Annotated in this window: 14 protein-coding genes; 7 read left to right on the top strand and 7 right to left on the bottom strand. The window is 63.3% G+C overall.

Features of this window, described 5'->3' with window-relative positions:
* Positions 1–73: 73 nt before the first annotated feature.
* From ABOA88_RS12940 to ABOA88_RS12930, 3 genes are read right to left on the bottom strand one after another with little or no spacing between them, the layout of a single operon-like run.
* Entirely contained in the window at positions 74–403 is a 330-nt protein-coding gene (locus ABOA88_RS12940) for a hypothetical protein (protein WP_196169911.1), read from the bottom strand.
* The gene (locus ABOA88_RS12935; RefSeq protein ID WP_196169910.1) at positions 400–774 is read right to left on the bottom strand and encodes a phage holin family protein; all 375 of its coding nucleotides are present in this window, start codon (positions 772–774) and stop codon (positions 400–402) included. The genes ABOA88_RS12940 and ABOA88_RS12935 overlap by 4 nt, the downstream gene beginning before the upstream one ends.
* Before the next feature lie 9 nt (positions 775–783).
* Positions 784–1,098, bottom strand: coding sequence for a DUF883 family protein (locus ABOA88_RS12930; RefSeq protein ID WP_196169909.1), 315 nt, complete (start codon positions 1,096–1,098; stop codon positions 784–786).
* Between the two features lie 290 nt (positions 1,099–1,388).
* On the opposite strand from ABOA88_RS12930, the gene ABOA88_RS12925 reads away from it, so the two are divergent.
* The 4 genes from ABOA88_RS12925 (at position 1,389) to ABOA88_RS12910 (ending at position 4,214) form a co-directional block, all read left to right on the top strand.
* Entirely contained in the window at positions 1,389–2,597 is a 1,209-nt protein-coding gene (locus ABOA88_RS12925) for an ammonium transporter (protein WP_367851669.1), read from the top strand.
* Positions 2,598–2,670: 73 nt separating this feature from the next.
* Complete coding sequence (locus ABOA88_RS12920; protein ID WP_043206719.1) at positions 2,671–2,907, top strand: glutaredoxin family protein; 237 nt, start codon at positions 2,671–2,673, stop codon at positions 2,905–2,907.
* A 63-nt stretch (positions 2,908–2,970) separates the two neighbouring features.
* Positions 2,971–3,279 (top strand): transcriptional regulator, encoded by a 309-nt coding sequence (locus ABOA88_RS12915; RefSeq protein ID WP_196169907.1) that lies wholly within the window; start codon positions 2,971–2,973, stop codon positions 3,277–3,279.
* 50 nt (positions 3,280–3,329) lie between these two features.
* Positions 3,330–4,214 carry a pseudouridine synthase gene (locus tag ABOA88_RS12910; RefSeq protein ID WP_196169906.1) on the top strand — a complete coding sequence of 295 codons (885 nt, stop codon included), beginning with the start codon at positions 3,330–3,332 and terminating at the stop codon, positions 4,212–4,214.
* Positions 4,215–4,292: 78 nt separating this feature from the next.
* Here ABOA88_RS12910 and ABOA88_RS12905 read toward each other — a convergent pair whose 3' ends face one another.
* The 3 genes from ABOA88_RS12905 to acnA form a co-directional block, all read right to left on the bottom strand.
* Positions 4,293–5,858 (bottom strand): methyl-accepting chemotaxis protein, encoded by a 1,566-nt coding sequence (locus ABOA88_RS12905; protein ID WP_196169905.1) that lies wholly within the window; start codon positions 5,856–5,858, stop codon positions 4,293–4,295.
* A 196-nt stretch (positions 5,859–6,054) separates the two neighbouring features.
* Positions 6,055–6,831: a CPBP family intramembrane glutamic endopeptidase gene (locus ABOA88_RS12900; RefSeq protein ID WP_367851668.1), complete on the bottom strand. Its 777-nt coding sequence runs from the start codon at positions 6,829–6,831 to the stop codon at positions 6,055–6,057.
* Positions 6,832–6,940: 109 nt separating this feature from the next.
* Positions 6,941–9,682 (bottom strand): aconitate hydratase AcnA, encoded by a 2,742-nt coding sequence (acnA, locus tag ABOA88_RS12895; RefSeq protein ID WP_367851667.1) that lies wholly within the window; start codon positions 9,680–9,682, stop codon positions 6,941–6,943.
* A 277-nt stretch (positions 9,683–9,959) separates the two neighbouring features.
* Between acnA and rlmM the strand changes: the two genes are divergently transcribed.
* From rlmM to pdxB, 3 genes are all read left to right on the top strand, one after another.
* Positions 9,960–11,024: a 23S rRNA (cytidine(2498)-2'-O)-methyltransferase RlmM gene (rlmM, locus tag ABOA88_RS12890; protein WP_196169902.1), complete on the top strand. Its 1,065-nt coding sequence runs from the start codon at positions 9,960–9,962 to the stop codon at positions 11,022–11,024.
* Positions 11,025–11,128: 104 nt separating this feature from the next.
* On the top strand, positions 11,129–11,371 hold the full coding sequence (gene tusA / locus ABOA88_RS12885; protein ID WP_043206710.1) for a sulfurtransferase TusA: 243 nt from the start codon (positions 11,129–11,131) through the stop codon (positions 11,369–11,371).
* A 57-nt stretch (positions 11,372–11,428) separates the two neighbouring features.
* Positions 11,429–12,571 carry a 4-phosphoerythronate dehydrogenase PdxB gene (gene pdxB / locus ABOA88_RS12880; protein ID WP_367851666.1) on the top strand — a complete coding sequence of 381 codons (1,143 nt, stop codon included), beginning with the start codon at positions 11,429–11,431 and terminating at the stop codon, positions 12,569–12,571.
* A 162-nt stretch (positions 12,572–12,733) separates the two neighbouring features.
* Here the strand turns inward: pdxB and ABOA88_RS12875 are convergent, their stop codons facing one another.
* Positions 12,734–12,907 (bottom strand): PA1571 family protein, encoded by a 174-nt coding sequence (locus ABOA88_RS12875; protein WP_167358070.1) that lies wholly within the window; start codon positions 12,905–12,907, stop codon positions 12,734–12,736.
* Positions 12,908–13,096: the final 189 nt, after the last annotated feature.

Here is a 13,096-nt window from a genome sequence, read left to right as displayed (position 1 = left end):
CTCGATCTCCCGTCAGGTGGACGCCATAGCTTCCCGTGTCGGGCGCGCCCGTGCAAGCAGCGGGCGCGATCGATCAGGGGCGCCGGCTGTTGCGCAGGAACAATCGCACCAGCGGTGCCAGACTGGTGCCCAGGCGCACGAGCCTGCCGAGGTTGCCGCTGCGCACGCCTTTGCCGGTGAGAAATCCTAGGGCGACCACTGCGCCCAGGCCCCAGAGCGGCGCATGCTTGATCCCCAGCCCGTCTTGCAGTGAATCGCCCATGCCACGCAGGCGGCGGACCGGCTCAAGCAGTTGTGCCGACTCGTGTTGGATCTGTTGGCGATGCATTTCAAGGCGCAGGCGCAGCAACGCCTTGCGCAGTTCACGGGGATTACGGGTGTTGGGCAGTTCGGGCAGGCTCATGGCAACAGGCGCTCCCTGTCCTTGGCGAGTTCTTCGAGGGTGGCACTGAAGGGGGACGACTCATCGAACACCGCCGCCTTCAGGCGCAGTCCACAGTACAGGGCGGCGATGCCGTAGAACACGCACAAGCCGATGATGCCAGCCAGGCGATAGCTGTCCCACAGCAACACCAGCACCAAGCCCGACAGGGCCGTCAGCAGCAGGAGGGCGAACACCAGGGCGAGGCCTGCGAACAGCAGCAGGCTCAGGGTGCGGGATTTCTGTTCCTGCAACTCGATGCCGAACAGCTCGATGTGGCTGTGCATCAGGCCGAGCAACGCCGCGCCGAGGCGCTTGCCGGATGCGCTGGTGCCGGGGGCGTCGTTGTCCATGCTCACCCCTTAACGTCGACTGGCCAGCAGGCCGATCAACAGGCCAACGCCGGCGGCAATGCCGATGGCCTGCCAAGGGTTTTCCTGGACGTACTGCTCGGCGCTGCCCAGCGCTGCCTGGCCACGTTCGCGGACCGAGTCCTGGGTCAGTTGCAGGGTTTCGCGGGCCTGGGCCAGACGGTCATGAAGCTGCCCACGCAGTTCGTCGGCCTGGTCGCCCGCCAGGTTGGCGGTGTCGGCGAGCAGCTTTTCGGTGTCGCGCACCAAGGCCTGAAAGTCAGCCATCAGTATCTCTTGAGCAGTCTTTGCCGATTTGCTGGCCATGGAGGCTCTCCCTGTAGAAGTGTGTGGCTATTTCGAGTGATGGGGTTGGTGGAAGGTTCAGTATGGCCACTGGTACGGCCCTTGCTACCTCACGGAGCGCGGCCGCGCCGAATGCGTGCGCGGGCCATGCGATACCGATAAACCTTAACCCAATCCACGACAAACCCAAGAAAAAACCACGCAGGTCTCTTCCGGCTCACCGAAACAGGGCAGAGGCCTGGCACCGAATCGGTGCATGGATGCGGGCTCTTGAACTGTCCTGGTGCCTTTTTCAGCAGGTCTGCCTATTCATGGAAAACATGCACAGCGCGATGGACTCCCTCGTTCACGGCTCCAATACCTTGTTCATCCTCATGGGCGCCATCTTGGTGCTAGCCATGCACGCGGGGTTTGCCTTTCTGGAGGTCGGGACTGTACGTCACAAGAACCAGGTCAACGCTTTGTCGAAGATCCTCAGCGACTTCGCGATCTCGGCCTTGGTGTACTTCTTTGTGGGCTATTGGGTGGCCTATGGAGTGAGCTTCTTCCATCCCGCCGCAGCGCTGGCCGATGACCACGGTTATGCGCTGGTCAAATGTTTCTTCTTGCTGACGTTCGCGGCGGCGATCCCGGCAATCATCTCCGGGGGCATCGCCGAGCGCGCCCGCTTCGTGCCGCAGCTGTGCGCCACGGCCTTGATCGTGGCAGTGGTCTATCCGTTCTTCGAGGGCGTGGTGTGGAACGGCAACTTCGGGCTGCAGGCCTGGCTGCAAGCGCGCTTCGGAGCGCCGTTCCATGACTTTGCCGGCTCGGTGGTGGTGCATGCCATGGGCGGCTGGCTGGCGCTGGCGGCGGTGCTGCTGCTCGGTGCGCGCCGTGGACGCTACCGCGAAGGGCGCCTGGTGGCCTTCGCACCGTCGAGCATCCCATTCCTGGCACTGGGGTCGTGGATCCTGATCATCGGCTGGTTCGGCTTCAACGTCATGAGCGCCCAGACCTTGCAAGGGGTCAGTGGACTGGTGGCGATCAACTCGCTGCTGGCCATGGTCGGCGGCACCTTGTCGGCCTTGCTGGCCGGCCGTAACGACCCGGGCTTTCTGCACAACGGCCCGCTGGCCGGATTGGTGGCTGTGTGCGCCGGCTCGGACGTCATGCACCCTGTCGGAGCGCTGGCCACGGGTTTGGTCGCTGGCGTGCTGTTCGTCTGGTGCTTCACCGCGGCGCAGAACCGCTGGAAGATCGACGATGTACTTGGGGTCTGGCCGCTGCATGGCCTGTGTGGCGTCTGGGGCGGTATCGCCTGCGGCATTTTCGGGCAGGTGGCCCTCGGCGGGATGGGGGGCGTCAGTCTGGGCAGCCAGTTGGTGGGCAGCCTGGCGGGTGTGATCGTGGCGTTGGCTGGTGGTTTTGTGGTCTATGGCCTGATCAAGCGGGTACACGGGCTGCGTCTTAGCCATGAGCAGGAATTCCAGGGCGCAGACTTGTCGCTGCACCGCATCGGAGCGACCAGCCAAGATTGACGCGTGTCAGATGCGTGGGAGCGGGCATGGTCCTAGAATGGATATCCCGTTCCCGCAGAGTCGAGGCGTATCCATGCTGCCTGAATGCCAACTGTTCGGCACCTTGGGGTGCCACTTGTGCGAAGTCGCCGAGGCCATGCTGATGCCGTTCATCGAGCATGGCCTATTGGTGGAGCTGGTCGATATCGCTGAGAGCGAGGCCCTGTTCGAGCGCTATGGGCTGCGCATTCCGGTACTTCGCCGCTGCGACACCGGCGCCGAACTGGGTTGGCCGTTCGATGCCGAGCAGGTCGTGGCGTTTCTGGGTTGAGTCGTTGACTCAGGCTTGGGCGAATCCGTATGCTGTATATAAATACAGTATGCGGATGCACCCATGTTCAACGTCGAGCAACTGAAGTACAGCGTTAATCGCATGCCGCCCGAGCAGGTATGCGAGGCCGTGCTGGAACTGCGCCTCGAAGGCCTGGTGACCGACGACCGGACTCCGTTCGGCAAAGTCCATTTCAACACCTGTTTCGCCGAGATCGAGGCGTTGTTCCAGCGCGCGGGCTATCACCGTGCGCTGGATGTGGTGGGTTACCAAGGGCTGATCTATGCCCTTTACGATCCTGCCCGCTGGGAGCCCGTGCAGGTACTGCGCTGGCTCAAGGAGCGCATTGAACTGCAGGCCGAGGCTGGTTGAGCCTGTAGCCATGGGGGATAATGCCCGCCTTTGAATTTCCGAGCCCTGTCATGACCGCACCTTTCGATCCCGCCCATCAGCAAGCCAGTACCGTCTGCCTGCCTCCGGGCTCCTGGCAAACGGTGCTCGATTGCCTGTGCGATCACTTCAAGGGCATCGATCGTGAACAGTGGCTGGACCGCTTCTCCCGTGGCCGGGTGCTGGATGCACACGGGCAGCCCATTGCGGCGGACTTTCCCTACCGTCGGGGCATGCGTCTGCACTATTTTCGCGAAGTGCTCAATGAAAAGCCGATACCCGTACAGGAGTCGATCCTGCACGTCGATGAGCACCTGGTGGTGGCGGACAAACCACATTTCCTGCCGGTCACACCGACCGGCGAGTACGTCGAACAGACCTTGCTGCGCCGCCTGATTCGCCGTCTGGGCAACCCGCATCTGGTGCCATTGCACCGTATCGACAGGCATACCGCGGGCCTGGTGCTGTTCTCCGCCAATCCGCAGACCCGCAGCGCCTATCAGCGGCTGTTCCCCGAGCGACGTATCGACAAACGCTACCAGGCCATCGCGGCGGCACTGCCCGAGCGAGAGTTCCCGTTGGTGCACCGTAGCCGCTTGGTGCATGGCGAGCCCTTCTTCCGCATGCACGAGGTGGACGGTGTGGAGAACAGCGAAACCCTCGCCGAGGTGCTGGAGAAGAACGGCGAACTGTGGCGCTACGGCCTCTCGCCGGTGACGGGCAAGACGCACCAGTTGCGGGTGCATATGGCAGCGTTGGGCGCGGGTATCTGCAATGACCCGTTCTATCCGCAGCTTTCGAAGGATGAGGACGATTACCAGCGACCGTTGAAGCTGCTGGCGCACAGTTTGCGTTTCGAGGATCCCCTGACCGGGGATATGCGTTACTTCGAGAGCCGACTCACGCTGGATTGGTGAAATCGCTCGGGGTGAGGGACAAGCCCGCGCCTACAGGTGGGTATTGCATCTGTAGAGGCGGGCTTGTGCCGACGTGCGTCAGCGGTTGAAGCGTTCCACCAGCGAGTACTGGCTGCCTGCGGTGCTGGTCAGTTCTTCACTGAGCAGGGCAGAGCGCTGGGCCTGTTCGGCAGTCTGGTCGGCGAGGTCGGCGATGGTGCTGATGTTGCGGCTGATCTCGTCGGCCACAGCGGTTTGCTCCTCGGTGGCTGCGGCGATCTGGGTGGCCATGTCGGTGATGTTGGCCACCGCTTCGCTGATTCCTACCAGGGCTTGGTCAGCCTCCATCACCCGCTCCACGCCTTCTTGGGCCTGGCGATGGCCATTCTCCATGGTCTGCACGGCATTGCTGGCGGTCTGCTGCAACTTGGCGATCAGGCTGTGGATTTGCCCGGTGGACTCTGCGGTGCGCTGAGCCAGTTGGCGGACTTCATCGGCCACGACCGCGAAGCCACGGCCCATCTCACCTGCGCGGGCAGCTTCGATGGCGGCGTTGAGGGCCAGCAGGTTGGTCTGGTCAGCGATGCCTTTGATCACATCGACCACGCCGCCGATCTCGTCGCTGTCTTTGGCCAGTTGGGTGACGGTCTGCCCGGTTTCGCCAACGGCTTGGGACAGTCGAGCAATGGCCTCGCGGGTTTCTCCGGCGATCTGCCGACCCTGGCTGGTCAGGCGATTGGCCTCCTGGGTCGCATCGGCGGTGCGCTGCACATGGTTGGCCACTTCCTGGGTGGTGGCTGCCATCTGGTTGACCGCGGCGGCGACCTGCTCGGTCTCCACTCGCTGACGCTCCAGGCCGGTGGAGCTCTGGTGGGCCAGGGTGTCGGACTCGCGTGCTTGGTCGCTGAGCTGCTCGGCACTGTCCTGCAGACGGGTCAGGCAGGTCTTGAGGCGAGCATCCTGGCTGAGCATGGCCATTTCCAGGCGCGCTTGCACGCCGCGGCTGTCGGTGAACATCTGGGCGATCAACGGATCGGAGGTGGTCTGTTCGGCCAGGCGCAGCAGGCGCTTGAGGCCGCGCTGTTGCCAGCTCAGGCCAAGCAGGCCCAGCGGCACCGACAGGCCTGCAGCCAGGGCGAACCCCCAGGAGTGGCCCAGCCAGTTGCCGATCAAGAAGCCGATCTGGCTGACCAGGATGAAGGGCAGCCAATCCTGCAGGACGGGCAGCCACTTGTCGCGGCGTGGGACCGCAGGCTTGCCTTGGTTGATGCGCTGGTACAACGCCTCGGCGCGGCGGATCTGCTCGGCCGTGGGTTTGACCCGCACCGACTCATAACCGACTACCTGGTTATTGTCGAAGATCGGCGTTACGTAGGCGTTGACCCAGTAATGATCGCCGGACTTGCAGCGGTTCTTGACGATCCCCATCCACGGCAGGCCCTGCTTGAGGGTTTGCCACATGTGGGCGAACACCGCCGGTGGCACATCGGGGTGACGGACCAAGTTGTGAGGCGCCCCCGTCAGTTCCTCGCGGGAGAAGCCGCTGATGTCGATGAACGCATCGTTGACGTAGGTGATCACCCCCTTGGCGTTGGTGGTGGAGATCAACCGCTGTTCAGCAGGAAACGTCCGCTCTCTCTGGGTAATCGGTTGGTTGTTACGCATGAGGTTCAATCCGCAAGGCTTTGAATCCGTATCGGCCAGCCGCCGGTTTTATTGAATGTTTATTTAATTTACTTGATCTGGCGCAATGAATAGCACCAGCACCTGAGTAAAGAAATGCCTGTTTTTCCATCATTTGGCGTCTATATTGCCGATTTTTACGGTTTTGTGACGCATTGGTCTGATCATGACCGATTGTTTAGTCAAGTGCCAGCATCGGATAGCTAAAGCCTGCAAAATGGACAAGGTTGAGACCGAAATGGCAAAACACCGCCGCCATCAACCCGCCCCGGCGGTAAGCCAGGCCGTAGCCGATGCCGGCGAGACTGGCCAGGCAGAACCACTGCCAGCCTGCTCCCAGATGGGCCAGGCCAAACAGCAATGCGGCGGCGAACAGCGCCAGATACTCATGGCCCAATAGCCGTTGCAAGCCACCTTGGATGTAGCCACGGAACAGCAACTCCTCCGTGAGGCTGACCAGGATCAGGTTGTTCACCAGCCAGAGCCAGGCCTGATCCGGCCATTTAGGTGCCCAGGCCACTACGCCTAGCGCCCAAGCGCCGCCGAGGCAGGCGAGCGCGGTAGGTGGCAGGATGAATGCCAGGCTGGTGCACCAGGCGGGCCCGCGCCAGGCCAGCACCCACGGGCACGTCAACAACAGCCAGAAGCCGATCAGCGGCTTGTCGAGATTCAGGTACATGGAAAAGGGCAGGGCCCCGTCGCTGAAGATCGCTTGGTCGATCACCTTGGCGCCCTGGAAGCCAGGTAGCCAGTGCACTGCCAAGGCGATGGCCAGAACGATGAACAGCGCGTGCCCCGCCACCTGTTGCCAGCGCACCGCACGGCGGGCCAGCAGAGCGGCGCAGACCAGGGCGCCAAAGGTGGGTAGGCTGGACAGGCCCAGGCTGCCGTAGATCAAGGCCAGGCCGTAACCGAAACAGAGCGGGATCAGTGCCGGCCAGGAAAGCGGATACATGGGAATTCCTTGTCATGACGTCGTCGAAATCCTTTCGACTGCCCAGGTGGCGCTCAGGACACCACCTGGGTTTGCGTCGGTGATAGGGCCTAGGCGCCCCGATGTACGATCAGGCTGCAATCAGTTGGCGCAACACATAGTGCAGGATGCCGCCTGACTTGAAGTATTCCACTTCGTTCAGGGTGTCGATCCGGCACAGTACTTCTATTTGTTGCTGCTGCCCGTCCTCGCGGGTAATACGCAGCGCCAGAGTCATGCCGGGGCGCAACTGCGTGTCGGTGAGGCCCTGTACGTCGATGCGCTCCTTGCCAGTCAACCCAAGGGTCTTGCGGTTTTCACCGGCCTTGAACTGCAACGGCAACACGCCCATCCCTACCAGGTTGGAGCGGTGGATACGTTCGAAGCTCTCCGCCAGCACAGCCTTCACGCCCAGCAGGTTAGTGCCCTTGGCGGCCCAGTCGCGGCTGGAGCCTGTGCCGTATTCCTGGCCGGCGATCACCACCAGCGGGGTGCCTTCGCCCTGGTAGCGCATGGCCGCGTCATAGATCGACAGCTTCTCGCCGCTGGGTATATGCAGGGTGTTGCCGCCTTCTTCGCCGGCGAGCATTTCGTTGCGGATGCGGATGTTGGCGAAGGTACCCCGCATCATGACCTCATGGTTGCCGCGTCGTGAGCCGTAGGAGTTGAAGTCCCGTGGCTCCACGCCCTTGCTGCGCAAGTAGCGACCGGCAGGGCTTTCGGCCTTGATGTTGCCTGCCGGGGAGATGTGGTCGGTGGTCACCGAGTCGCCGAGCAGGGCCAGGATGCGGGCGCCCTGGATATCGCGGACCTGTGGCAGCGGGTCGCCGATCGTGTCGAAGAACGGTGGATGCTGGATGTAGGTAGAGTCGTCCTGCCAGACATACGTGGCCGCCTGGGGCACCTCGATGGCCTGCCATTGGGCATCGCCGGCGAAGACTTCGGCGTATTCCTTGTGGAACATGGCGGTGTCGACCTTGGCCACCGCCTCGGCGATCTCCTGCTGGCTGGGCCAGATATCGCGCAGGAACACCGGCTGGCCATCCTTGCCGGTGCCCAGCGGGTCACGGGTCAGGTCGGTGCGCACGCTGCCGGCCAGGGCGTAGGCCACCACCAGCGGCGGAGAGGCCAGCCAGTTGGTCTTGACCAGCGGGTGCACACGGCCTTCGAAGTTGCGGTTGCCCGAGAGCACCGAGGCCACCGTGAGGTCGGCGCTGCCAATGGCCTGCTCGATGGCGTCATCCAGTGGGCCGGAGTTGCCGATGCAGGTAGTGCATCCGTAGCCGACCAGGGCGAAGCCGAGTTGGTCGAGGTAAGGCGTCAGGCCGGCTGCCTTGAAGTAGTCGGTGACCACCTTGGAACCCGGGGCCAGGGAGCTTTTCACCCAGGGCTTGCGGGTGAGACCTTTTTCGATGGCTTTCTTGGCTACCAGACCGGCTGCCATCATCACGCTGGGGTTGGAGGTGTTGGTGCAGGATGTGATGGCGGCGATCACCACTGCGCCGTCACGCAAGGTGTGGGTCTGGCCGTCATGGGTATAGTTGATTTCCCCGGCCTGGTCGGCGTTGCCCACGGCCACGCCGCCGCCTCCTTCGCTTTCCAGGCGTCCGACCTCCTTGGCCAGCGGTTTGGGCTGCAGTTCGATGAAGCCATCGAAGGCCTGGCTGACCTGCGACAAGGCCACCCGGTCCTGTGGGCGCTTGGGTCCGGCCAGGCTGGCTTCGACATCGTGCATGTCCAGCGACAGAGTATCGCTGAAAGTCGGTTCATGGCCGGGCACGCGCCACAGGCCCTGTGCCTTGCAATAGGCCTCGACCAATTGCACTGCATCCTCCGGGCGCCCCGAAAGACGCAGGTAATCGAGCGTCACCTGGTCCACCGGGAAGAAACCGCAGGTGGCGCCATACTCAGGTGCCATGTTGGCGATGGTGGCGCGGTCGGCCAGGGGCAGGTCGGCCAGGCCATCGCCGTAGAACTCGACGAATTTACCCACCACACCTTTCTTGCGCAGCATCTGGGTGACAGTCAGCACCAGGTCGGTGGCGGTGATGCCTTCGCGCAGCTTGCCGGTCAGCTTGAAGCCGATCACCTCGGGAATCAGCATCGACACCGGTTGGCCAAGCATCGCCGCTTCGGCCTCGATGCCGCCCACGCCCCAGCCGAGCACGCCCAGGCCGTTGATCATGGTGGTGTGGGAGTCGGTGCCGACCAAGGTATCGGGAAAGGCATAGGTACGGCCGTCGGCCTCGCGGGTCCAGACGGTGCGGCCTAGGTACTCCAGGTTGACCTGGTGGCAAATGCCGGTGCCCGGCGGCACCACCCGGAAATTGTCGAAGGCGCTCTGGCCCCAGCGCAGGAAGGCATAGCGCTCGCCGTTGCGCTGCATCTCGATGTCGACGTTCTGGGCAAAGGCGGCGGGGCTGGCGTAACGGTCGACCATCACCGAGTGGTCGATCACCAGGTCAACCGGGGACAACGGGTTGATCCGTTGCGGATCGCCGCCGGCCTTGGCCATGGCGGCACGCATGGCAGCCAGGTCGACCACTGCGGGTACGCCGGTGAAGTCCTGCATAAGGACCCGTGCGGGGCGGTACTGGATTTCCCGATCCGAGTGACGCTCGCCCAGCCAGCTGGCCAGGGCGCGCAAGTCATCGCCCGTGACGGTCTTGCCGTCTTCCCAGCGCAGCAGGTTCTCCAGCAGTACCTTGAGCGACATGGGCAGGCGCTGCAGGTCGCCGAGCTGCCGGGCTGCCTCGGCGAGGCTGAAATAATGATAGGTGTGGTCGGCCACCTTGAGGGTCTTTAGGGTCTTCAGGCTATCGAGCGAGGGCATTGCCAACTCCTTCTGCGCCGGTGTCCGGTCATTCCCGCTTCGAGTGTGCGGACTTGCCACACAGGCCAATGGATGCCGGTATCACCGCTCTGTAACGGCCCGCACGCAACGGGCCTGGCTGAATGGTCAGGGTAGACCGGTTTGCCGGCCCTGACCCACTTCTGGACAGGTGGGGCATGTCGCAGGTTCCGATCTTCCTTTATCATCGCCGCCCTGCCGGCGCCTGCCTTGCGCCGGATCAAGGCTGGCGATCCAGGCCAGCGACGTGGAGTAAAAGATGAATACCCTGTTCATGCATTGCCGGCCCGGTTTCGAGGGCGAGGTCTGCGCCGAAATCAGCGAACACGCCGCCCTTCTGGGCATCGCCGGCTACGCCAGGGGCAAGCCGCAGAGCGCCTGCGCCGAGTTCGTCTGTGCCGAGCCCGATGGCGGCGAGCGCTTGATGCGTGAACTGCGTTTCGAGCGACTGATCTTCCCGCGCCAGTGGGCCCGGGGGGCGTTCGTCGAACTGCCGGAGAGCGACCGGATCAGCGTCTTGCTCGAACACTTGGCCGATTACCCGGTGTTCGGCAGCCTGTGGCTGGAGGTGCTCGACAGCAACGAGGGCAAGGAGCTCTCGACCTTCTGCCGTAAATTCGAAGTGCCGCTGCGCAAGGCCCTGCAGAAGGCCGGGCGCTTGGTCGAGAATGCCGCAGGACCGCGCCTGCTACTGACCTTTATCAGTGGGCGCCGGGTATTCGTTGGCCTGGCCGAGTCGAACAATTCGGCCCTTTGGCCCATGGGTATCCCGCGGTTGAAGTTCCCCCGTGAAGCACCCAGCCGCTCGACCCTCAAGCTGGAGGAGGCCTGGCACCAGTTCATCCCACGTGAGCAGTGGGACCTGCGCCTGAACGACGACATGACCGGCGTGGACCTGGGTGCCTCGCCGGGCGGTTGGACGTATCAACTGGTCAAGCGTGGCATGTTGGTGACGGCCATCGACAACGGCCCAATGGCCGAAAGCTTGATGGAAACCGGCTTGGTCCAGCATCTGATGGCCGATGGATTCACCTGGCAGCCCAAGCAGACCGTGGACTGGATGGTCTGTGACATTGTCGAGAAGCCTGCGCGTACCGCCTCGCTGATCGAGACTTGGCTGGGGGAGGGGCTGTGCCGTGAGGCGGTGGTCAATCTCAAGCTGCCGATGAAGCAGCGCTATGCCGAAGTACGCCGCCTGCTCGACCGGATCGAGGCGGGCTTCAAAGCGCGCAAGGTCAAGGTATCGATCGCCTGCAAGCAGCTGTACCACGACCGCGAGGAAGTCACCTGTCATCTGCGCCGACTGGACCTCAAGTCGCGTTGATCGACCACAGGCTGTGCCAGCGCCCACTGTCGTGGAGCTGGCACAGCCCTCTTGGACCCCGTCGTCCGATGCGCGACAATGCCCCATCATTTGTGGAGCCCCCCATGACCGAATTCACCCCTGACGCCATTCTCGATGCCACCGGCCTGAACTGCCCGGAGCCGGTGATGATGCTGCACCAGCACGTGCGTGACCTGGCGGCCGGCGGCCTTCTCAAGGTCATCGCCACCGATCCTTCCACCCGCCGCGACATCCCCAAGTTCTGCAACTTCCTGGGCCATGAGTTGCTGGAGCAGCAGGAGCAGGCCGGCACCTACTTGTACTGGATCCGCAAGAAGGCTGACTGAGCCTGGATCGCGCACCGCAATAGGGCCTACACTGCGCTCCCCTGACAGGAGAGCGCCATGCTGATAGTTGCCGACGAGAATATCCCGCTGCTCGATGCCTTCTTTGCCGGGTTCGGCGAAATCCGCCGCTACCCAGGCCGCAGCATCGACGCCGCCTGCGTCAAGGACGCCGATGTACTGCTGGTGCGTTCGGTGACCCAGGTCGACCGGCGACTGCTCGAAGGCAGCCAGGTGCGTTTCGTGGGTACCTGCACCATCGGCACCGATCACCTGGACCTGGACTACTTTGCCCAAGCGGGCATCCACTGGAGCAGTGCACCAGGCTGCAACGCACGTGGCGTTGTGGATTACGTGCTGGGCAGCTTGCTGACCCTGGCCGAGCTCGACGGTGCCAGGCTGAGCGAGCGGGTTTATGGTGTCGTCGGCGCAGGGCAGGTCGGTGAGCGCCTGGTGCGGGTGCTGCATGGCCTGGGCTGGAAAGTGCTGGTCTGCGACCCACCTCGCCAGGCGCGCGAGGGCGGGGACTTCGTCAGCCTCGACACTCTGCTGGAAACCTGCGATGTCATCAGCCTGCACACACCTCTGCAGCGCGATGGCGAGTACCCGACCTGGCACTTGCTGGGCGCTGATCAGTTGGCGCGTCTGCGCCCTGGTGCCTGGTTGATCAACGCCAGCCGTGGTCCGGTGGTGGACAACCAGGCCCTGCGCGAGCTGCTGCTCGATCGCGAGGACGTGCACGCGGTGCTCGATGTGTGGGAGGGCGAGCCGCAGGTGAGCCTCGACCTGGCCGACCTGTGCACCCTGGCCACGCCGCACATCGCCGGCTACAGCCTGGACGGCAAGCAACGTGGCACGGCGCAGATCTATCAGGCGTTCTGCCGCTGGCGGGGGGCGCCGGAGCAGGTGCAATTGTCTGAACTGCTGCCTGCCCCGGCGCTGGCACAGATCGATCTGGACGCCAGTTGTGACCCGGCCTGGGCATTGGCGACGCTGTGCCGCGCGGTCTATGACCCGCGTCGGGACGACGCCGATTTTCGTCGAAGCCTCAGTGAAGACCCGGCTGAACAGCGCGCCGCATTCGACCTGTTGCGCAAGCATTACCCACAACGGCGGGAGATCGAAGGGCTGGCGGTACACCTGCGTGGCGAGGCGCCGCAATTGGCGCAGATGGTCTGTGCGCTGGGTGGCGTGCTGGTCTGATTCGGCAGGGTTGAAATTGCGGTGCTCCATTCGCGGGTGAGCCCGCTCCCGTAGGGGGCTTCTCCTGTAGGAGGGGGCTTTGCGCGAACAGGCCACAACAGACACTGGCGGGTGTGCAAATAAAAACCCGGCGCATGCGCCGGGTTGTAAGGAATGCTTGGCTCAGGCCTTTTTCACGCGTTCGACCCGGCTTTGCTCCAGGTCCTTGCAGGCCTTCTGGATCATCTGCTCGGTGATCGGGATTTCCCGCCCTTGGGCATCGATGATCGAACCACAGACCTGAGGTTGTGGTGGGTTGGGGGCCTTGGGTGTTTCACTGCCATGTTGCAGGCTCATTTCCTGTCTCCTCATCAGGTTCAAGCTCAGGATAAACCGTTGCCGTGACCGCCTTGTGACATATCCTTTGCGTCGCAGCAGGGGTAGTCCACCAGAAAGATCATGAAAGCTCCAGCTTCGTTTTAGAACGAAAGTGCATAGGGACTGATCTATGCTCCGTTGCACGGCGTCTGGCTTGTTAACGATGGC

The organism is Pseudomonas sp. PKS (assembly GCF_051913525.1).
GTDB lineage: Bacteria > Pseudomonadota > Gammaproteobacteria > Pseudomonadales > Pseudomonadaceae > Aquipseudomonas > Aquipseudomonas guariconensis_D.
This window is presented reverse-complemented; position numbering and strand designations above follow the sequence as displayed.

What these genes read in the sequence shown, in the direction of transcription:
- ABOA88_RS12940 (WP_196169911.1), bottom strand. Translation starts at nt 403, where the DNA reads ATGAGCCTGCCCGAACTGCCCAACACCCGTAATCCCCGTGAACTGCGC.
- ABOA88_RS12930 (WP_196169909.1), bottom strand. Translation starts at nt 1,098, where the DNA reads ATGGCCAGCAAATCGGCAAAGACTGCTCAAGAGATACTGATGGCTGAC.
- acnA (WP_367851667.1), bottom strand. Translation starts at nt 9,682, where the DNA reads ATGCCCTCGCTCGATAGCCTGAAGACCCTAAAGACCCTCAAGGTGGCC.
- ABOA88_RS12925 (WP_367851669.1), top strand. Translation starts at nt 1,389, where the DNA reads ATGGAAAACATGCACAGCGCGATGGACTCCCTCGTTCACGGCTCCAAT.
- pdxB (WP_367851666.1), top strand. Translation starts at nt 11,429, where the DNA reads ATGCTGATAGTTGCCGACGAGAATATCCCGCTGCTCGATGCCTTCTTT.
- ABOA88_RS12905 (WP_196169905.1), bottom strand. Translation starts at nt 5,858, where the DNA reads ATGCGTAACAACCAACCGATTACCCAGAGAGAGCGGACGTTTCCTGCT.
- ABOA88_RS12935 (WP_196169910.1), bottom strand. Translation starts at nt 774, where the DNA reads ATGGACAACGACGCCCCCGGCACCAGCGCATCCGGCAAGCGCCTCGGC.
- ABOA88_RS12910 (WP_196169906.1), top strand. Translation starts at nt 3,330, where the DNA reads ATGACCGCACCTTTCGATCCCGCCCATCAGCAAGCCAGTACCGTCTGC.
- ABOA88_RS12875 (WP_167358070.1), bottom strand. Translation starts at nt 12,907, where the DNA reads ATGAGCCTGCAACATGGCAGTGAAACACCCAAGGCCCCCAACCCACCA.
- ABOA88_RS12920 (WP_043206719.1), top strand. Translation starts at nt 2,671, where the DNA reads ATGCTGCCTGAATGCCAACTGTTCGGCACCTTGGGGTGCCACTTGTGC.
- tusA (WP_043206710.1), top strand. Translation starts at nt 11,129, where the DNA reads ATGACCGAATTCACCCCTGACGCCATTCTCGATGCCACCGGCCTGAAC.
- ABOA88_RS12900 (WP_367851668.1), bottom strand. Translation starts at nt 6,831, where the DNA reads ATGTATCCGCTTTCCTGGCCGGCACTGATCCCGCTCTGTTTCGGTTAC.
- ABOA88_RS12915 (WP_196169907.1), top strand. Translation starts at nt 2,971, where the DNA reads ATGTTCAACGTCGAGCAACTGAAGTACAGCGTTAATCGCATGCCGCCC.
- rlmM (WP_196169902.1), top strand. Translation starts at nt 9,960, where the DNA reads ATGAATACCCTGTTCATGCATTGCCGGCCCGGTTTCGAGGGCGAGGTC.